At 70.6% G+C, this 19,645-nt stretch carries 13 protein-coding genes and 1 pseudogene; 6 read left to right on the top strand and 8 right to left on the bottom strand.

The window, feature by feature from the left end:
• Positions 1-50: 50 nt before the first annotated feature.
• The gene (dxs, locus tag QNO09_RS13825) at positions 51-1,976 is read left to right on the top strand and encodes a 1-deoxy-D-xylulose-5-phosphate synthase (protein WP_283970449.1); all 1,926 of its coding nucleotides are present in this window, start codon (positions 51-53) and stop codon (positions 1,974-1,976) included.
• A gap of 166 nt (positions 1,977-2,142) precedes the next feature.
• The gene (locus tag QNO09_RS13820) at positions 2,143-3,657 is read left to right on the top strand and encodes an amino acid permease (RefSeq protein ID WP_283970448.1); all 1,515 of its coding nucleotides are present in this window, start codon (positions 2,143-2,145) and stop codon (positions 3,655-3,657) included.
• A 262-nt stretch (positions 3,658-3,919) separates the two neighbouring features.
• On the opposite strand, the gene QNO09_RS13815 is transcribed toward QNO09_RS13820, so the two are convergent.
• Complete coding sequence (locus QNO09_RS13815) at positions 3,920-4,291, bottom strand: PIN domain-containing protein (RefSeq protein WP_283970447.1); 372 nt, start codon at positions 4,289-4,291, stop codon at positions 3,920-3,922.
• Between the two features lie 82 nt (positions 4,292-4,373).
• On the opposite strand from QNO09_RS13815, the gene QNO09_RS13810 reads away from it, so the two are divergent.
• Positions 4,374-5,393 (top strand): hypothetical protein, encoded by a 1,020-nt coding sequence (locus tag QNO09_RS13810; RefSeq protein WP_283970446.1) that lies wholly within the window; start codon positions 4,374-4,376, stop codon positions 5,391-5,393.
• Between the two features lie 6 nt (positions 5,394-5,399).
• On the opposite strand, the pseudogene QNO09_RS13805 reads toward QNO09_RS13810, so the two are convergent.
• The 5 genes and pseudogenes from QNO09_RS13805 to QNO09_RS13785 form a co-directional block, all read right to left on the bottom strand.
• A pseudogene (locus QNO09_RS13805) lies at positions 5,400-7,031 on the bottom strand (nuclease/transposase family protein).
• A gap of 326 nt (positions 7,032-7,357) precedes the next feature.
• Positions 7,358-9,487, bottom strand: a complete 2,130-nt coding sequence (locus QNO09_RS13800) for a 3-hydroxyacyl-CoA dehydrogenase NAD-binding domain-containing protein (RefSeq protein ID WP_283970444.1) — start codon at positions 9,485-9,487, stop codon at positions 7,358-7,360.
• A complete protein-coding gene (locus QNO09_RS13795) occupies positions 9,484-10,701 on the bottom strand; it encodes a thiolase family protein (protein ID WP_283970443.1) in 1,218 nt (405 codons plus the stop codon). The genes QNO09_RS13800 and QNO09_RS13795 overlap by 4 nt, the downstream gene beginning before the upstream one ends.
• A gap of 121 nt (positions 10,702-10,822) precedes the next feature.
• The gene (locus QNO09_RS13790; RefSeq protein ID WP_283970442.1) at positions 10,823-11,860 is read right to left on the bottom strand and encodes a LacI family DNA-binding transcriptional regulator; all 1,038 of its coding nucleotides are present in this window, start codon (positions 11,858-11,860) and stop codon (positions 10,823-10,825) included.
• Complete coding sequence (locus QNO09_RS13785; protein WP_283970441.1) at positions 11,857-14,226, bottom strand: glycoside hydrolase family 2 protein; 2,370 nt, start codon at positions 14,224-14,226, stop codon at positions 11,857-11,859. Before QNO09_RS13785 ends, QNO09_RS13790 begins: the two co-directional genes overlap by 4 nt.
• Before the next feature lie 163 nt (positions 14,227-14,389).
• On the opposite strand from QNO09_RS13785, the gene QNO09_RS13780 reads away from it, so the two are divergent.
• From QNO09_RS13780 to QNO09_RS13770, 3 genes are read left to right on the top strand one after another with little or no spacing between them, the layout of a single operon-like run.
• Positions 14,390-15,703: an ABC transporter substrate-binding protein gene (locus QNO09_RS13780; protein WP_283970440.1), complete on the top strand. Its 1,314-nt coding sequence runs from the start codon at positions 14,390-14,392 to the stop codon at positions 15,701-15,703.
• The gene (locus QNO09_RS13775) at positions 15,703-16,647 is read left to right on the top strand and encodes a carbohydrate ABC transporter permease (protein ID WP_283970439.1); all 945 of its coding nucleotides are present in this window, start codon (positions 15,703-15,705) and stop codon (positions 16,645-16,647) included. The genes QNO09_RS13780 and QNO09_RS13775 overlap by 1 nt, the downstream gene beginning before the upstream one ends.
• On the top strand, positions 16,644-17,474 hold the full coding sequence (locus QNO09_RS13770) for a carbohydrate ABC transporter permease (RefSeq protein WP_283970438.1): 831 nt from the start codon (positions 16,644-16,646) through the stop codon (positions 17,472-17,474). Before QNO09_RS13775 ends, QNO09_RS13770 begins: the two co-directional genes overlap by 4 nt.
• A 9-nt stretch (positions 17,475-17,483) precedes the next feature.
• Here QNO09_RS13770 and QNO09_RS13765 read toward each other — a convergent pair whose 3' ends face one another.
• On the bottom strand, positions 17,484-18,773 hold the full coding sequence (locus QNO09_RS13765) for a ribonuclease D (RefSeq protein ID WP_283970437.1): 1,290 nt from the start codon (positions 18,771-18,773) through the stop codon (positions 17,484-17,486).
• A 186-nt stretch (positions 18,774-18,959) separates the two neighbouring features.
• Positions 18,960-19,622: a response regulator transcription factor gene (locus tag QNO09_RS13760; RefSeq protein WP_003993737.1), complete on the bottom strand. Its 663-nt coding sequence runs from the start codon at positions 19,620-19,622 to the stop codon at positions 18,960-18,962.
• Positions 19,623-19,645: the final 23 nt, after the last annotated feature.

The following is a 19,645-nucleotide window of genomic DNA, read 5'->3' as shown; positions in this document are numbered from 1 at the left end:
AACATTAGACTCGACAAGCCCGGCAACAGCTCTACTGCAAGGAGGCACGGGTGCCGCTGCTGACCCGCATCAGGGGACCGCGCGATCTGGACCGGCTCAACCTGGAGGAGCTGAACCAGCTGGCGGAGGAGATCCGGACCTTCCTTGTGGAAGCGGTCTCCAAGACCGGCGGACACCTCGGCCCCAACCTCGGCGTGGTGGAGCTCACCATCGCCCTGCACCGGGTCTTCGACTCGCCCAAGGACAAGGTGCTCTGGGACACCGGCCACCAGTCCTACGTCCACAAGCTGCTCACCGGCCGTCAGGACTTCTCGAAGCTGAAGATGAAGGGCGGCCTGTCGGGTTACCCCTCGCAGGCCGAGTCCGAGCACGACGTCATCGAGAACTCGCACGCCTCGACCGTCCTCGGCTGGGCCGATGGCATCGCCAAGGCCAACCAGATCCTGGAGCGCGACGACCACGTCGTGGCCGTGATCGGTGACGGGGCGCTGACCGGCGGCATGGCCTGGGAGGCGCTGAACAACATCGCCGACGCCAAGGACCGCCCGCTCGTCATCGTCGTCAACGACAACGAGCGCTCCTACGCGCCGACCATCGGCGGCCTCGCCAACCACCTGGCGACCCTGCGCACCACCGACGGCTACGAGCGGTTCCTGGCCCGCACCAGGGAGGTCCTGGAGCGCACGCCCGTCGTCGGACGGCCGCTCTACGACACCCTGCACGGCGCCAAGAAGGGGCTGAAGGACTTCATCGCCCCGCAGGGCATGTTCGAGGACCTCGGCCTGAAGTACGTCGGCCCGATCGACGGGCACGACCTGGAGGCTCTGGAGTCGGCGCTCGCCAAGGCCAAGCGGTTCGGCGGGCCGGTCATCGTGCACTGCCTCACCGAGAAGGGCCGCGGCTACCAGCCCGCCCTCCAGGACGAGGCGGACCGTTTCCACGCCGTCGGCAAGATCCACCCCGACACCGGCCTGCCGATCGCCAGCGCCGGAGCCGACTGGACGTCCGTCTTCGGCGAGGAGATGGTCAAACTCGGCGAGGAGCGCGAGGACATCGTCGCCATCACGGCGGCCATGCTCCAGCCGGTGGGCCTGGACAAGTTCGCCAAGCGCTTCCCCAAGCGCGTCTACGACGTCGGCATCGCCGAGCAGCACGGCGCCGTCTCCGCGGCCGGTCTGGCCACGGGCGGCGTGCACCCGGTGTTCGCCGTGTACGCCACGTTCCTCAACCGCGCCTTCGACCAGGTGCTGATGGACGTGGCCCTGCACAAGTGCGGCGTCACCTTCGTGCTCGACCGGGCCGGTGTCACCGGCACCGACGGGGCCTCCCACAACGGCATGTGGGACATGTCGATCCTTCAGGTCGTCCCGGGGCTGCGGCTGGCCGCGCCGCGCGACGCCGACCAGGTGCGCGCCCAACTGCGCGAGGCCGTCGCCGTCGACGACGCGCCGACCGTGGTCCGCTTCTCCAAGGGCGCCGTCGGCCCCGCCGTGCCCGCCGTGCGGCGCGTCGGCGGCATGGACGTCCTGCGGGAGCCCGGCACCGACCGGCCGGACGTGCTGCTGGTCTCCGTCGGTGCCCTCGCGCCGATGTGCCTGGAGATCGCCGGTCTGCTCGACAAGCAGGGCATCTCCACGACCGTCGTCGACCCGCGCTGGGTCAAACCCGTCGACGAGGCCATGGCGCCGCTCGCCGAACAGCACCGCGTGGTCGTCACCGTCGAGGACAACAGCCGGGTCGGTGGCGTCGGTTCGACGATCGCCCAGGCGCTGCGCGACGCGGGCGTGGACGTGCCGCTGCGGGACTTCGGCATCCCGCCGCGCTTCCTCGACCACGCCTCCCGCGCCGAGGTCCTGGCCGAGATCGGTCTGACCGCGCCGGACATCGCCCGGCAGGTGACCGGCCTGGTCGCCAAGCTGGACGGACTCCCCACCGGCCGCAGTGCCGCGGACGCCGTGGAGAGCGCGCGCGACTGACCCCGGCCGACGGGGCCGATGCGGCCGAACGAGTACCGGATGGGCCGGTTTCCCCACCAAGAAGGTGGTGGAACCGGCCCATTGGCGTGAATTCGTCCGTGCCGGGGCATACGGGTGATGCCACCTCTCGATCATGGCGAGGACGACGAGCGTGGGAGGTAACCCCGTGAGCAGTACCCTCTTCCGGACGAAGAAGGTCGAGGAGTCCATCCTTGACACCGAGGAGCCAGAACACGCGCTCAAGAAGTCCTTGTCCGCGCTGGATCTGACCGTCTTCGGCGTCGGTGTGATCATCGGTACGGGCATCTTCGTTCTCACCGGCACAGTCGCCAAGAACAACGCCGGGCCGGCCACGGCTCTGGCGTTCGTGGTGGCCGGCGTCGCCTGCGCCCTGGCCGCCCTCTGTTACGCCGAGTTCGCCTCCACGGTCCCGGTCGCCGGGTCCGCCTACACGTTCTCGTACGCCTCCCTCGGTGAACTGCCCGCCTGGATCATCGGCTGGGACCTGGTTCTGGAGTTCGCACTCGGCACGGCGGTGGTGGCCGTCGGCTGGTCCGGCTACATCCAGTCGCTCATGGACAACGCGGGCTGGGTGATGCCCGCGGCCCTGGGCAGCAGGGAGGGCGCCGACACCTTCGGTTTCGACATCCTCGCCGCCGCGCTGGTCCTGGTCCTCACCGGCATCCTCGTGGTCGGCATGAAGCTGTCCGCGCGGATCACGTCGATCGTCGTCGCCATCAAGGTGACGGTCGTCCTCGTCGTCATCATCGCGGGCGCGTTCCTCATCAAGGCCGACAACTACGACCCGTTCATCCCGAAGGCGCAGCCCGTGGAGGCCGGGGCGAGTCTCGACTCCCCGCTGATCCAGCTGATGTTCGGCTGGGCGCCCTCCAACTTCGGCGTGATGGGCATCTTCACCGCCGCCTCGGTCGTGTTCTTCGCCTTCATCGGCTTCGACGTCGTGGCCACGGCCGCCGAGGAGACCAAGAACCCGCAGCGCGACATGCCGCGCGGCATCCTCGGCTCCCTCGTCATCTGCACGACGCTGTACGTCCTCGTCTCGATCGTCGTCACCGGCATGCAGCACTACAGCCAACTGTCCGTCGACGCCCCCCTCGCCGACGCGTTCAAGGCCACCGGGCATCCCTGGTACGCGGGCTTCATCAGCTTCGGCGCCGCGGTCGGCCTGACGACCGTGTGCATGATCCTGCTGCTCGGTCAGACGCGTGTGTTCTTCGCTATGAGCCGCGACGGCCTGCTGCCGCGCTTCTTCTCGCGCGTCCACCCGCGGTTCAAGACACCGCACCGGCCGACGATCCTGCTCGGTGTGATCATCGCCGTCCTCGCCGGGTTCACGCCGCTGACGGAGCTGGCCGCGCTGGTCAACATCGGCACGCTGTTCGCCTTCGTGGTCGTCGCCATCGGTGTGATCATCCTCCGCAAGAGCCGCCCCGACCTGCCCCGGGCCTTCCGCACCCCGTGGGTGCCGGTCATCCCGATCCTGTCGGTGTGCGCCTCGCTGTGGCTGATGATCAACCTTCCCGCCGAGACGTGGGTCCGCTTCGCCATCTGGATGGCCGCCGGCTTCCTCGTCTACTTCGTGTACGGCCGCGGCCACAGCCGCCTCGCCCGCAGCGGGGCGGGGGAGGAAGAGCCGAGCGTGGGCGACGGCGCGCCGTAGCCTCCACCGGGCCGCTTCGCCTTCGCGCCGCGACGGGGTCGGGGCCGCCTCGGGGGTGTCCGACCTCGGGACGGCTCGATGGGGTCGCGTACCGACCCCCGTTGACGCGCCGACCTGCGGGCGGACCCCCGATAACGCGGGTGCCGGTCAGTTCGGCCTGCGGGCCTGCGTGCCGCCAGGGCGCCGGCGGTACAAGAGCTCGGGTGGCACCGCGCGGCGCCGGGGGTGGCACTCACCCCGCCCCGGCATCGACGTCCAGCGGTCACGGGCGGACGGACCGCGGCCCCGCCACCTCCGCCCCCAGTTCCCCGACCCGCCTCCGCAGTTCGCGGTCCGCCGTGATCACCAGGACGGAACGGTCACCGGCCGACGCCACCACCTCGACGACGTGGTCGTCCCCGTCGCCCGGCGCCGACGACACCCGCACCCCCGGCACGGACTCCACCCCCCGCGCCGCTCCCTCCACCACCAGGACGATCTCCGCCGGGCCGGGGACAGCGGGAACCCCCTCGGACGCCAGCCGGTCCCGCAGCCGTTCCGCCGCGCCCCGACGGTCCCGCCACCACCCGTCCGGCACCGATCCGACGACGTTCGCGGCGTCGACGACCACGAGGACAGGCGCGTTGACGTTCATGTGGCCAGGGTCGCACGGCGGATGGACCCGAGGCAGGGGCCGGCGGGCGCACCGGGCCCCGTCGGCCGCATAAAGTGAACAGGTGAACGGCGACTGGCTCATCCGCGGCCGCGACGGCCGCCTCACTGTCTATCTGCCCTCCGGCGACGCCGTCCTGTGCCGTGCGGAACGAGGCCCCGCCGGCCTCTGGGAGGACGCTCCACGCACCGTCGGCGGCGGCCAGAAGCTGCACCCGGGCGCGGCGGTCGGCCAGGGCACCGACGGGTACGCCCACCTGGCCGCCTGGCGGCCCACCGTGCCGGGGGAGTCCGGACTCGTGCACTCCACGCACTTCCGGCCGGGTCTCGCGCCCCTGGACTGGATTCCGATCGGGCACCCGGACCAGAAGGGCGAGCGGACGGGCCCGCCGGCCGTCGCCGTCGACGGTGCGGGACGCGGTTATGTCTTCGTCCGGAACCAGGGCGGCGGGGTGAGCCTGCGCAACCAAAAGGTCAAGGGCGGCTGGGGAGGCTGGCTGAACCTCGGAGGGCAGGACGTCGAGGGGGAATTGGCCGCCGTGACGGGGGAGTCGGGGTTCGTCGAGGTCTACGCCTGCGTGCCCGGCGGGATCCTGCGCTGGCGGCAGGAGGGGGACGGCAAGAAGCCGGTGCCGGCCGAGGGCGTCGACGTCCCCGTCCGTCCCGGGACCCTCCGTGCGCTCGCCACGTCCGCCGACCGGACCACCCTCTTCTTCACCGACGACTCGGGGGACCTGTGCGCCTGGCGCCCCGGTGAGAAGCCGGTGACCCTCCTGACGGCCGCCGGCCCCGGCCCGGTCTCCGCGGTGCGGTGTGAGATCGAGGGGCACGACTGCACCGTGCTCGCGCAGCGGTCGGCGACCGGACGGGTCGCCTTCGCCGCGTATCCGACCGAGCAGGAGTCGGCCGGTGCCTGGTGGACCGAGTCCGGCCCTCGGCTGCCCGCCGACGCCATGGTGTCGGTGGCGCTCGACGAGCACGACGAGGTCGTCGCCGCCTCCCTCTCGCCCTCGACGGGGACCGTGCTGCTCACCCGCCGCAAGGACGAGCCGGGGCTCGCGCTGGAGGCCTGGAGGGAGCTCTGACCGTTCCTAGAGACTGAGCGGGAGTGAGTCCTGTTGCCAGAACCCATGCTCAGCCGAACGCCCCGAACGGTGTTGGGCGTTCTGGTTGCCCGAGTTCGCTCCGCGTCCGGGCGGCAGGGATCTTGTCCGTGGTCCGGGGATGCGGGGGCGGGTTCCCTCACGCCCGAGGACTCCTGGTCGGGCCTGGACGCTCCGATGCCCCTGCTCATCACTCCGGTGAGCAGAGGGCGGTGTCGTCCGTCGCCGGATCGGGTGTCCCTGGGCGCGCCTTCCGATCGCCACGGCGGCCGCGTCATGGCGAGTGGTTTTGCGGGTTGTCGTGGTGAGGGGTTTCTGCCAGTGCTGGGCGCCCCATCGGCTGGTGTAGGCAGGGTCCACGGCGATGACCGCGATGCCCGTGGAGTCGGCCATCGAGGTCAGCCGGGCACGGAGCTTCCCGGTGGGCATGCCGGAGATCAGTCGCCGGAAGCGTTTCTGGCGGCCGTGTTTCTCCCGGGTCTTCTCCGCACCGAAGTCCAGGTCCTCAACCGCGATGGCCCGGACGCCGCAGGTCTTCGCCCAGTGCAGGAGGCGGGTGAGGGCGTGGCGGACCTGGGCGTCGCGGTGCTCGGCGGTGCCAGTCAGGTCGTAGAAGAAGCGGCGCGGGGCGTCAATCGGGTTGCCGTGCACGTCCAGACGCCAGGCAGCGAGGTGGTCGGCGTTCATGTCGACACCGATCACGCCCTGGGCGAGCGCCGCCCCCATGGGGAGGGTGGGGGTGGGCGGGAGCTGCCAGGAGGCGGTCACATACCAGCGGTCCCGACCCGTATCCAGGTGGATGCGGTAAGCGATCGCCCGGTTGGCTGCGACGCGGTCGGCCCACTCGGTGCCCCGGTGCGCGAACGCGACCCGGCAGGCCAGGAGGTAGCGGCCGTGCGGGGCGTTCGCCAGATGCGCCAGTGGCGCGGGGAGTTTGATGCTCACTTCGCCGTCGGGGCTTACGCGGATCGTCTCGTTGCCGTGCCGCTTGCCGGACTCACCGTCCGCCTGGCAGAACCAGCGCTCGGCCTCCCAACCCCGGCGCCACGCGGACTTTGCGAGCCCGGCAGCCTCCAGGTGGTGCCGGGTGCAGGCCAGGCTCTTGCCTCCGCGCACGACGTGCACGAGTCCGGCCTCGCGGTCGGCCCGCGCGGCGGCCAGCCGGTCCTCAAGCACCTGCAGCCGCCGGGACTTCGCGTGCCACTCCCGCCTCGACCGGTAACCGCCCGGGGCATGCTTGGTTGCCTTCTGTCCGATCGGCTGGGACAGCCGGTGCCCGATGGTGCGGATGCCGGCTTCCAGGTTCTGAATGTGGGCCAGCTGGCAGCGGCGGGCCAGCGCCCACTGGTCGTGCGACGCCTTGGTGATCGCCCCGGCCCAGCGCGACGACGAAACCGGCGTCAGCTCCCGCTTGCGCACCGCCCACGTCTCAGCGGAATGCTCCACGCCGTCCCGGCAGCGGGCTTTGAGGTCCTTCGAAGCCAGCGACCCCAGATGCGCACCCACCAGCCGCAGCACCTTCTCATCGTCTGGTGCCAAGTCCTTGAGGCGGGTCCGGATGGCCACACCACTGGGACCGGACGCGACGAACGACGGCGCCACACTCGTCAGCCCACCCACCCGTCACCCCCGCCCCGACCCCACCCGAAGAACCCGTCACCGCGCCCAACGAGCAGTTCCCGTAGAAGGTCACGCATTCGGGGCGAGAACGTCAGTTCCCGACGGAAAGCCGGCGCCACCCGTGCGGCTCACAGCACGACACAGACCACCAACGCTCACTCCCGCTCACCAGAACACTCTTGAACACACTTCAGCGGCAGCAGCTACAAACCCCCTCGGGCAGCCGAAACAGGATGGTGTGCGGATCCTGTCTGCGGCGGCATGCACAAAGGGGGGCGGGTGCACGGATTGTCACCGTACGCCCCACCCCCCTCAGGGGTAACGCGTTACGCCGGGACGCTCGCGACGCCCTGGGCCAGGAACGTCTTGCCGTTCACGCGCTCGGAGACACCCTCGCGGTCCAGGTACGGCGTGATGCCGCCCAGGTGGAAGGGCCAGCCGGCGCCCGTGATGAGGCAGAGGTCGATGTCCTGGGCCTCGGCGACGACGCCCTCGTCGAGCATGATGCCGATCTCCTGCGCCACCGCGTCCAGGACCCGGTCGCGGACCTGCTCCTCCGTCAGGACGGTGTCGCCCTGCTTCAGGAGCGCGGCGACCTCGGGGTCGAGCTCGGGCTTGCCGCTGTCGTAGACGTAGAAGCCGCGCTTGCCCGCCTCGACGACCGCCTTGAGGTTCGGGGAGACCGTGAAGCGGTCCGGGAACGCCTTGTTGAGCGTCTCGGACACGTGCAGGCCGATCGCCGGGCCGACCAGCTCCAGCAGGACCAGCGGCGACATCGGCAGACCGAGCGGCTCTACGGCCTTCTCGGCGACCTCGACGGGGGTGCCCTCGTCGATGACGTTCTGGATCTCGCCCATGAAGCGGGTCAGGATGCGGTTCACGACGAACGCCGGGGCGTCCTTGGTGAGGACCGCGGTCTTCTTCAGCTTCTTGGCGACACCGAACGCCGTGGCCAGGGAGGCGTCGTCGGTCTGCTCGCCGCGCACGATCTCCAGCAGCGGCAGCACCGCGACCGGGTTGAAGAAGTGGAAGCCGACGACCCGCTCGGGGTGCTTCAGCTTCGACGCCATCTCCGACACCGACAGCGAGGAGGTGTTGGTGGCGAAAATCGCGTGCGCCGGGGCGACGGCCTCGACCTCCGCGAACACCGTCTGCTTGACGCCCATCTCCTCGAACACGGCCTCGATGATGAAGTCCGCGTCCGCGAAGCCCTCGGCCTTGTCCAGCACACCGGACACCAGCGCCTTGAGGCGGTTGGCCTTGTCCTGGTTGATACGGCCCTTGCCGAGCAGCTTGTCGATCTCGGCGTGGACGTAGCCCACACCCTTGTCGACGCGCTCCTGGTCGATGTCGGTCAGCACGACCGGCACCTCCAGGCGGCGCAGGAACAGCAGCGCGAGCTGGGAGGCCATCAGACCGGCGCCGACGACACCGACCTTGGTGACCGGGCGGGCCAGGGACTTGTCCGGGGCGCCGGCCGGGCGCTTGCCGCGCTTCTGCACCAGGTTGAAGGCGTAGATGCCGGCGCGCAGTTCACCGCCCATGATGAGGTCGGCGAGGGCCTGGTCCTCGGCGTCGTAGCCCTGCTGCAGGTCGCCGTTCTTGGCGGCGGCGATGATGTCCAGGGCGCGGTAGGCGGCCGGGGCGGCGCCGTGCACCTTGGAGTCCGCGATGAAGCGGCCCTTGGCGACGGCCTGGTCCCAGGCCTCGCCGCGGTCGATCACCGGGCGCTCGATCTCCAGCTCGCCCTTGAGGACGGCGGCGGTCCAGATCAGCGACTGCTCCAGGAAGTCCGCGCCCTCGAAGATCGCGTCGGCGATCCCGAGCTCGTAGACCTGCTTGCCCTTGAGCTGCTTGTTCTGGTTGAGGCTGTTCTCGATGATCACCGAGACGGCCTTCTCGGGGCCGATCAGGTTCGGCAGCAGCGTGCAGCCGCCCCAGCCGGGCACCAGGCCGAGGAAGACCTCGGGCAGGGAGAACGCCGGCACGGCCGCGGAGACGGTGCGGTAGGTGCAGTGCAGGCCGACCTCGACACCGCCGCCCATCGCGGCGCCGTTGTAGTACGCGAAGGTCGGCACGGCCAGCTTCGACAGCCGCTTGAAGACCTCGTGGCCGCCCTTGCCGATGGCGAGCGCGTGCTCGTGCTCCTTGAGGATCTCCACGCCCTTGAGGTCGGCGCCGACCGCGAAGATGAACGGCTTGCCGGTGATGCCGACGCCGATGACCTCGCCGTCCGCCGCCTCCTTCTCCACCTGGTCGATGGCGGTGTTCAGGTTCGCCAGCGAGGCCGGGCCGAAGGTGGTCGGCTTGGTGTGGTCGTGGCCGTTGTCCAGGGTGATCAGGGCGAAGCGGCCAGCGCCCAGGGGGAGGTCGAAGTGGCGTACGTGCGCACTCGTGACGACCTCGTCCGGGAACAGCTCGGAAGCCTGCTTCAAAAGCTCGGCGGTGGTGCTCACTTGTCCCCCTCGAAATGCGGGTTCTCCCAGATGACCGTCGCGCCCATGCCGAAGCCGACGCACATGGTGGTCAGGCCGTAGCGGACGTGCGGCTGCTCCTCGAACTGGCGGGCCAGCTGCGTCATCAGGCGGACGCCGGAGGAGGCCAGCGGGTGGCCGAAGGCGATGGCGCCGCCGTACTGGTTGACGCGCTCGTCGTCGTCGGCGATGCCGTAGTGGTCGAGGAAGGCCAGCACCTGGACGGCGAAGGCCTCGTTGATCTCGAACAGGCCGATGTCGGAGATCGACAGTCCGGCCTGGGCCAGCGCCTTCTCCGTCGCCGGGATCGGGCCGTAGCCCATGACCTCCGGCTCGACGCCCGCGAAGGAGTAGGAGACCAGGCGCATCTTCACGGGGAGGTCGTGCTCCCGCGCGAACTCCTCGGAGGCGATGAGCGAGGCGGTGGCGCCGTCGTTCAGACCGGCCGCGTTGCCCGCGGTGACCCGGCCGTGGACGCGGAACGGGGTCTTCAGGCCGGAGAGGTTCTCCAGGGTCGTGCCCGGTCGCATCGGCTCGTCGGCGGTGACCAGGCCCCAGCCCGTCTCACCGGCCTCGGGGGAGGTGCGGCGGACCGAGATCGGCACCAGGTCGGCCTGGATCTTGCCGTTGGCGTACGCCTTGGCGGCCTTCTCCTGGGAGCGCACGGCGTACTCGTCGGCGCGCAGCTTGGTGATCTGGGGGTAACGGTCGTGCAGGTTCTCCGCGGTCATGCCCATGAACAGGGCCGACTCGTCGACCAGCTTCTCGGAGACGAACCGCGGGTTCGGGTCCACGCCCTCACCCATCGGGTGGCGGCCCATGTGCTCGACACCGCCCGCGACGGCGATGTCGTAGGCGCCGAAGGCGACGGAACCGGCGACCGAGGTGACGGCCGTCAGGGCGCCGGCACACATGCGGTCGATGGAGTAGCCCGGCACGGACTGCGGGAGACCGGCGAGGATCCCGGCGGTGCGGCCGATGGTCAGGCCCTGGTCACCGATCTGCGTGGTCGCGGCGATGGCGACCTCGTCGATCTTCTTCGGGTCGAGTCCGGGGTTGCGGCGCAGCAGCTCCCGGATCGCCTTCACGACGAGGTCGTCGGCACGGGTCTCGTGGTAGATGCCCTTCGGGCCCGCCTTGCCGAACGGGGTGCGGACGCCGTCGACGAAGACGACGTCCCTGACGGTACGAGGCACGATGGCTCTCCTCCAGGGTCAGGATCTGCATTGCTGCTGCGATGCGCTGAGCGCGCGCTCAGACTCCATGCTACTTATGAGTAACGTAGCTGCACAGTCCTGACAGGGGGAGCGGTGAAGGTCACACCTTCGGCGGTGCCGTGGAGCCCCGGGGAGTCAGCACGGGAGTGGGCACCGGATGCGACCCGGCCTCACCCCCGGTGAGCACCGAGAACAGCGTCCGGGCCACCTCCGCCCCGAACCCGTGCACGTCATGGCTCATCGCCGACAGGGTCGGGTGCGTCAGTCGGCACAACTGCGAGTCGTCCCAGGCCAGCAGCGACACGTCCTGAGGCACCCGCAGCCCCATCTCCGCCGCCACCGACAGCCCCGCCACCGCCATGATGTCGTTGTCGTACACGATCGCCGTCGGCCGGTCGCCCGGCGCGGCGGTCAGCAGCGACCGGGTCGCCCGCGCCCCCGCGTCCCCCGAGAAGTCCGTCGCGACCTGCCACGCCCCGGCCAGTGCCAGTGCCCCGGCCGCCTCGTCGAACGCGGCCGTCCGGATCGCCGTGTGCCCGAGCTCCGCCGCCCCGCCCACCCGGGCGACCCGCCGGTGCCCGAGCGCGGCCAGATACCGCACCGCCTCCGTCACGGCCGTGGCGTCGTCCGTCCACACCGAGGTGAGCCCCCCGGTCAGCGAGGGGTGCCCGACGGCGACCACCGGCATCCCCAGGCGCTCCGCCAGGGCCGGACGGGGGTCGTCGGCCCGGAAGTCGACGAGGATCGACCCGCCGATCTGCCGACCCCGCCACCACGCCCCCTGGACGGCCACCTCCTCGTCCATGTTCCGCACGAGTCGCAGCAGCAGCGAACTGGAGTGCTCGGTCAGCACGCTCTGCACGCCCGAGACGAACTCCATGTACCAGGGCTCCAGGCCGAGCACCCGCGCCGGCCGGCACACGGCGAGACCGACCACGTCCACCCGCGATCCGGCCAGCGTCCGCGCCGTGAGGCTCGGCGCCCAGCCCAGCTCCCGGGCCGCGAGGAAGATCCGGTCCCGGGTGGCCTCCGACAGACCGGGCTTGTGGTTGAAGGCGAGGGACACCGCGCCCTTGGACACACCGGCGCGCGCGGCGACGTCCTTGATGGTGACGCGAGGGGTCGGCGTTGCCGTCATCGGGTGGGCTCCACGCAGTACAGGGCAGAACGAGCGGTCTCCGGGTCCGGAGTCTTCCAGCCGCGCACGCCGATGGTCACCTCTTCGCCCGGCAGCAGCGTGACCAGGCCCCGGTCGGCGCGCGCCCCGGGCTCCAGCCGGTCGGCCTGCAGGAGCAGGTCCCGGACCAGGGTGCGGGCGGTCACGGTGATGCCGTCCGGAGTGAGGGCGACGTCGAACCGCGGGGCGGGATAGGGGACGTCGCGGTCGGGCACGGGAAAGTGCACCGCCCGCAGCCTGCCCGCATCGGCGACCAGGAACTCCTTCGGCCCGTCGGGCGCCAGCTCGCGCGGTACGTCGACACGCGCCACGGTCCGCTTGGCGGCCGTCAGTTCGACATCCGCCCGCCCCAGCACCTCGCCCTCGACGGAGAGCCGCCGCAGGGTCAGCGTTTCCCGCCAGTCGTCCGCTGCCTGGTTGACGGCGGCCAGCTCCAGCCCGCCGTCCCCCGGCCGGATGGTCAGCAGCCGGTCCGCGTACAACCGCTTCAGCTCGTGGTACAGCGGCTTCTCCCGGCCGTCCCCGTCGATCGCCGCCCAGGACGTCACCGGCCAGCAGTCGTTGAGCTGCCAGACGATCGTGCCCGCGCACACCGGCCAGTGGGAGCGCCAGTGCTCGATCCCGGCCGCGACGGCCCGCGCCTGGTTGAGCTGCGTGAGGTAGTGCCACCGGTCGAAGTCCCCCTCCGGCAGGGCGAAGTGCCGCCGGAGCCCTCGCTCCAGCTTGCCGTTGCCGTCGTCCGCTTTCTGGTGGTGCAGCATGCCGGGGGAGTCCGGCGCGAGCTCCTCCCCGGGCAGGGCGCGGCGCAGGGTGGCGTACGCGGGCGGCGCCTGCCAGCCGAACTCCGCGACGAACCGGGGCACGCTGAGCCGGTAGTCCGCGTAGTCCTCCCGGTTCCACACCTCCCACGAGTGGTGGGTGCCGTGCGCCGGGTCGTTCGGGTGGTGCCGCCAGGAACCGGACCAGGGGCTCCCCGCCGTGTAGGGCCGGGTCGGGTCCGACTCGGCCACCACCCGCGGCAGGAGGCCCAGGTAGTAGCCCTCGCCCCAGGAGTCCCCGGCCAGCCGCGGCTCCCACTCCCAGTCCCGGAAGCCCCACAGGTTCTCGTTGTTGCCGTTCCACAGCACGAGCGAGGGATGCGGCATCAGCCGTACGACGTTCTCCCGCGCCTCGGCCTCCACCTCGCCGCGCAGCGGTTGCTCCTCCGGGTAGGCCGCGCAGGCGAACGGGAAGTCCTGCCAGACCAGCAGGCCGAGTTCGTCGCAGGCGTCGTAGAAGTCCTCGCTCTCGTAGATCCCACCGCCCCAGATCCGCACGAGGTCCACACCGGCACCGGCCGCCTGCTCCAGCCGCCGCCGGTAGCGCTCGCGGGTGATGCGGGACGGGAAGACGTGGTCCGGGATCCAGTTGACGCCCCGCGCGAAGAGCCGCTCGCCGTTGACGACGAGGGTGAAGTCCGTGCCGTGCGCATCGGGCCGCCGGTCCAGTCCCACGCTGCGGAAACCGATGCGCCGCCGCCACACGTCCAGTTCGTCCGCGCCGTGCAGCAGCCTCAACTCGACGTCGTAGAGCGGTTGTTCCCCGTAGCCGCGCGGCCACCACAGGCGCGCGTCCGGCACCCGCAGCCGTACGGTCCCGCCCGCCCCGTCGATCTCCGCCCGCGCCCGCACCCCGGCGACGGTCGCCTCCACGGTGAGCGGCGCCTCCACCCGGGTCCGCTCGACGTCGACGGCCAGCTCGACGACGCCCGTGCCCTCCTCGACGGTGACCAGCGGGCGCACCCGGGCGATCCGGGCCGTCGACCAGTGCTCCAGGCGCACCGGCCGCCAGATCCCGGCCGTCACCAGGGTCGGCCCCCAGTCCCAGCCGAAGGAGCAGGCCATCTTGCGCAGGTACTGGTAGGGCTCGGCGTAGGCGGCGGGCCGTTCGCCCAGTCGGCTCCGCACGGCCTCGGCCTCGGCGTAGGCGGAGACGAACCGCACGGACAGCAGCCCGGACAGGCCCGTCACGTCGAACCGGTACGAGCGGTGCATGTTGCGCACCTTCCCCAGCAGGCGCCCGTCCAGGGAGATCTCGGCGACGGTGTCGAGCCCGTCGAAGACCAGGTCGGTCTGCTCCTGCCCCCACGAGCCGCCGATCTCCCGCTCGTACGTCCAGTCGCGGCGCCCCACCCAGGCCACCTCGGTCTCGTTGCGGCCGAGGAACGGGTCCGGGATCCGCCCGGCCGCCATCAGATCGGTGTGCACGCAGCCCGGCACGGTGGCCGGCAGCGTGTCCGAGTCGTGCCGCAGGATCCATCCCTCGCCGAGCGGTGTGACCTCCAGCATGCCCACTCCCTTAACCGGTTCAGTGAAGAGTCGAGTGACGGCTTCGCATCGTTGGCGGGATTGGGACTTTACCGGTTGAGTACACGCTGTCAGAGTTCCGAATCAGCCATACCGCACGTGCTCGTCCGTCCCGAGTTCCCCTCCGTGAACGGAGCTGACGCACATGAACCGCCGTACCCTCCTCGCCCTCGCCGTGGGCGCCGCCCTGCTCGCCTCCGGCTGCACCGGCACCGGGGGCTCCTCGAAGGGCGCCGACGCCGAGGCGCCCGACGATCCCTCCCAGGTCGACGGGACCATCACCGTGCTCACCCACCGGACCGACCTCGTGCAGGACGGGACGCTGAAGAAGTACGCCGCCGAGTTCAACAGGACGTACCCGAAGGTGAAGGTCGAGTTCGACGGCATCACCGACTACGAGGGCGAAGTCAAGATCCGTATGAACACGGAGAACTACGGCGACGTCCTCATGATCCCCGCGGTGATCCAGAAGAAGGACTACCCCCGGTTCTTCGCCTCGCTGGGCAGCCGGGAGGAGCGGAGCAAGAAGTACCGCTTCACGGACTTCACCGCCGTCGGCGGCAAGGTCTACGGCCAGAGCCCGCTCGGCGCGGTCCCCGGGTTCATCTACAACAAGAGGGTGTGGAGCGAGGCGGGGGTCACCGACTGGCCCACCACTCCGGATGAGTTCCTCGCCGGGCTCAAGGCGATCAAGTCGAAGACCGACGCGGTCCCCTACTACACCAACTTCAAGGACAAGTGGCCGCTCAGTCAGTGGACGGGGGTGAACGGCTCGGTCAGCTGCGACGAGCAGGCGACCACCAGGCTGGCCGAGGGCAATCCCTGGGCCGAGGGCGCCGACCTGCGAGTGGCCGACACCCTGCTGTACGACATCGTGCACGAGGGGCTCAGCGAGAAGGACCCGACGACCACCAACTGGGAGGCGTCCAAGCCCCGGCTGGCCAAGGGCGAGATCGCCACCATGTGGCTCGGCTCCTGGGCGGTCATCCAGATGCGCGGCGCGGCGAAGCAGGCCGGCACCGACCCGGACGACATCGGGTTCATGCCCTTCCCCGCACAGAAGGACGGCAGCTTCTGCGCGGTCACGTCACCCGACTACAACCAGGCCGTCAACATCCACTCCGAGCACAAGCAAGCCGCCCGGGCCTGGATCGACTGGTTCACCGAGAAATCCGGCTACGCCGGGGACAACCTGGCGCTCTCCCCGCTGAAGGACGCCCCGCTGCCCGACGTCCTGAAGCCGTACGAGCAGGCGGGCGTCAAGCTCCTCGAACTCGACGACAGCAAGGGCGCCGAGGTGAAGACCATCGAAAACCAGTCCGAGGTCGGCATCAACAAGCCCGACTACCGCCAGGAACTCGTGGACATGGCCCGCGGTGCCAGGAAGGGCGACCCGGACGACTACCTGGACGGCCTCGGTGAGAAGTGGACCGAGACCCAGAAGTCGCTGGGGTACTGATGACGGGCACGACCGAGACGGCGGCCGTCACGGCCGCCGCGGGGGCGGCCACCGCCCCGGCCCCCGCCCCGCGCCGGGTCCGTCGGTGGCGCGGGGCCACCCCCTGGCTCTTCCTGCTCGCCCCACTCGCCCTGCTGATCGTCTTCACCTACGCGCCGATCGCCAACATGGTCGCGTACAGCTTCACCGACTGGGACGGAGTGAGCCCCGAACTGCACTACACGGGCACCGAGAACTACGCCGAACTCTTCACCCGCTCCGAGCTGTTCGAGGTCTTCTGGGTCAGCGGCTACTACCTGGCGGCCTCCGTGATCCAGATCGTCGCCGCGCTCTACTTCGCCACGATCCTCAGCTTCAACGTCCGCTTCCGGAACTTCTTCAAGGGCGTGCTGTTCTTCCCGTACCTGATCAACGGCGTGGCGATCGGGTTCGTCTTCCTCTACTTCTTCCAGGACGGCGGCACCCTCGACTCGATGCTGGGCCTGCTCGGAGTGGAGACGGACCGAGCGTGGCTGGGGAGCCCCACCTCGGCGAACACGTCCCTCGCGGCGGTCTCCGTCTGGCGCTACCTGGGCCTGAACTTCGTCCTCTTCCTGGGGGCGATCCAGTCGGTCCCCGGGGAGCTGTACGAGGCGGCCGAGCTGGACGGCGCGAACCGCTGGCACCAGTTCCGCCACATCATCGCGCCGGGCATCAAGCCGGTCCTGTCCCTGACGGTGATCCTGTCGATCTCGGGCTCCCTGTCGGTCTTCGAGATCCCGTACATCATGACCGGCGGCGCGACCGGCACCGAGACGTTCGTGATCCAGACCGTGAAGCTCGCCTTCCAGTTCAACAAGACGGGCCTCGCCTCGGCGGCCGCGGTCGTGCTGCTGCTGATCGTCCTGGCGGTGACCTGGGTGCAGCGGCGCCTCGCCCCCGACGACAAGGTGGACCTCGTATGACACGCCGCGCGGTGAGCCGTCTCCTCGTGTACCTGTCGCTGATCGCCGCGACCGCGGTGGTCCTGCTCCCGCTGGCCGCCGTGCTGCTGACCTCCCTCAAGTCCGAGCGGGAGATGGCGGACGGCAGCGGAGCGCTCACGCTGCCCGACGACCCGTTCAACTTCCACAACTACGTGACGGCGTTCCAGGACGGCCGGATGCTCTCGGCGTTCGCCAACACCGCGATCATCCTGGTCGTGGCCATCGGCGGCACCGTCCTCATCGGGTCGATGACGGCCTACGCCATCGACCGCTTCCGGTTCCGCTTCCGTACGTCGGTCCTGGCCCTGTTCCTCGTCGCCGCCCTGGTCCCCGGAGTGACCACCCAGGTGGCCACCTTCCAGATCGTGAACAGCTTCGGCATGTTCGACAGCCTCTGGGCGCCGATCGCCCTCTACATGGGCACGGACATCGTCTCGATCTACATCTTCCTGCAGTTCGTCCGGTCGATCCCGATCTCCCTGGACGAGTCGGCCCGCATCGACGGGGCCAACGCCTTCACGGTCTACCGCAAGGTCATCTTCCCGCTGCTGAAACCGGCGATCGCGACGGTCGTGATCGTGAAGGGGATCACCGTCTACAACGACTTCTACATCCCCTTCCTCTACCTGCCCTCCGAAGATCTTGGCGTGATCTCGACGTCGCTGTTCCGCTTCAAGGGCCCGTTCGGCGCCCACTGGGAGACGATCTCGGCGGGAGCGATCCTCGTCATCGTCCCCACTCTGATCGTCTTTCTGTTCCTCCAGCGGTTCATCTACAACGGTTTCACCCGGGGGGCCACGAAGTAGCGGCCTTCCTCAGGCCTCCTTCGGGGACAGGGCCTCCACCAGCACCGGCGTCACCTGCTCCACCTGCCACGGCCGCGCACCATGTCCGGCCAGGGCGGCCGCCACCGACCCGGCGTCCACCACCGCCGGCGGCTCCCAGCACACCCGCCGCACCGTGTCCGGCGTGATCAGGTTCTCCTGCGGCATGGCGAGCTGCTCGGCCAGCGCCGACACCCCGGCCCGGGCCGCGGACAACCGCGCCGCGGCCGCCGGGTCCTTGTCGGCCCAGGCCCGCGGCGGCGGAGGCCCGGTCACGGACAACCCCGGCTGCGGCAGCTGCGCCTCGCTCAGCGCCTTCGCCCGGTCCACCGCAGCCTGCCACTGCTCCAGCTGCCGCTTGCCCACGCGGTGGCCGAAACCGTTCAGCGCGGCCAGCGCCTGCACACTCGCCGGAAGGGCCAGCGCGGCCTCCACGATGGCCGCGTCCCCGAGCACCTTGCCCGGCGACACGTCCCGCCGCTGCGCGATCCGGTCCCGGGTCTGCCACAGCTCCCGTACGACGGCCAGCTGCCGTCGTCGCCGCACCTTGTGCATACCGGACGTACGCCGCCACGGGTCCTTGCGGGGCTCGGGCGGCGGAGCCGAGGCGATCGCGTCGAACTCCTGGCGGGCCCACTCCAGCTTGCCCTGCCGGTCCAGCTCCTTCTCCAGCGCGTCACGCAGGTCGACGAGCAGCTCGACGTCCAGCGCCGCGTACCGCAGCCAGGGCTCGGGCAGGGGCCGGGTCGACCAGTCGACGGCGGAGTGGCCCTTCTCCAGGACGAAGCCCAGCACGCTCTCGACCATCGCGCCGAGACCGACCCGGGGGAACCCGGCGAGCCGCCCGGCCAGCTCCGTGTCGAACAGCCGCGTCGGCACCATGCCTATCTCGCGCAGGCAGGGCAGGTCCTGGGTGGCGGCGTGCAGCACCCACTCGACGCCGGACAGGGCGTCTCCGAGGGCGGAGAGGTCGGGGCAGGCCACGGGGTCGATCAGGGCCGTTCCGGCGCCCTCGCGGCGCAACTGCACGAGGTAGGCGCGCTGCCCGTAGCGGTAGCCGGACGCGCGCTCGGCGTCGACGGCGACGGGCCCGGATCCCGCCTCGAAGGCGGCGATCACCCGGGCCAGGGCGGTCTCGTCCGCGATGACGGGCGGAATGCCCTCACGCGGCTCCAGCAAAGGGGTCGGCGCCTCCGTAGCAGAAGATCCGCCGTCGTCCGGAGGAGCGCCTCCGGTGGTTCGCAGTGGGCTGTCTGCTGCGGTGTCGTGGGCGTCGGTCACATGTCAAGGGTATCCATGTATGGACAGCGCCCGCCGACGTAACGTTCCGTCGGCGGGCGGCCCAGGGTCGCAAACCAGTCATGTCGGGGAAGCGGCGGGTTCGCGAACCGTGTGTGACGTGAACAGGGCCGGAGCCCGATCCCGTTCACGTGGACGAATGATCATGGGAGGTCACGGCGGCGCGGGTCAGTGGATGATCCCGGTCCGCAGCGCCACCGCGACCATGCCGGCGCGGTCGCCCGTGCCGAGCTTGCGGGCGATGCGGGCGAGGTGGCTCTTGACGGTCAGGGCGGACAGCCCCATCGAGACGCCGATCGCCTTGTTCGACTGGCCTTCGGCGACCAGCCGCAGCACCTCGACCTCACGGCCGGACAGTTCGCGGTAACCGCCCGGGTGGCTCGGGGCACCCGGGGGGCGGCGGTGCAGACGGGCGGCGGCGGCGCCGATGGGGGCGGCGCCCGGGCGGGTGGGGAGTCCGACGTTGGTGCGGGTGCCGGTGACGACGTAACCCTTCACCCCGCCGGCGAGTGCGTTGCGCACGGCGCCGATGTCGTCGGCGGCGGAGAGGGCGAGCCCGTTGGGCCAGCCCGCGGCGCGGGTCTCCGACAGCAGGGTGAGGCCGGAGCCATCCGGCAGGTGGACGTCGGCGACACAGATGTCGCGGGGGTTGCCGATGCGGGGACGAGCCTCCGCGATGGACGAGGCCTCGATGACATCGCGCACACCGAGCGCCCACAGATGGCGGGTGACGGTGGAGCGGACGCGCGGGTCGGCCACGACCACCATGGCGGTCGGCTTGTTCGGGCGGTAGGCGACCAGGCTTGCGGGCTGCTCGAGGAGAACGGACACCAGGCCTCCTGGGGTGCGGGACG

Source organism: Streptomyces sp. 378 (assembly GCF_030124145.1).
In the GTDB taxonomy this organism is placed as follows: Bacteria; Actinomycetota; Actinomycetes; order Streptomycetales; family Streptomycetaceae; genus Streptomyces.
This window is presented reverse-complemented; position numbering and strand designations above follow the sequence as displayed.

What these genes read in the sequence shown, in the direction of transcription:
- QNO09_RS13815 (WP_283970447.1), bottom strand. Translation starts at nt 4,291, where the DNA reads ATGAACGTCAACGCGCCTGTCCTCGTGGTCGTCGACGCCGCGAACGTC.
- QNO09_RS13790 (WP_283970442.1), bottom strand. Translation starts at nt 11,860, where the DNA reads ATGACGGCAACGCCGACCCCTCGCGTCACCATCAAGGACGTCGCCGCG.
- QNO09_RS13775 (WP_283970439.1), top strand. Translation starts at nt 15,703, where the DNA reads ATGACGGGCACGACCGAGACGGCGGCCGTCACGGCCGCCGCGGGGGCG.
- QNO09_RS13785 (WP_283970441.1), bottom strand. Translation starts at nt 14,226, where the DNA reads ATGCTGGAGGTCACACCGCTCGGCGAGGGATGGATCCTGCGGCACGAC.
- QNO09_RS13780 (WP_283970440.1), top strand. Translation starts at nt 14,390, where the DNA reads ATGAACCGCCGTACCCTCCTCGCCCTCGCCGTGGGCGCCGCCCTGCTC.
- QNO09_RS13770 (WP_283970438.1), top strand. Translation starts at nt 16,644, where the DNA reads ATGACACGCCGCGCGGTGAGCCGTCTCCTCGTGTACCTGTCGCTGATC.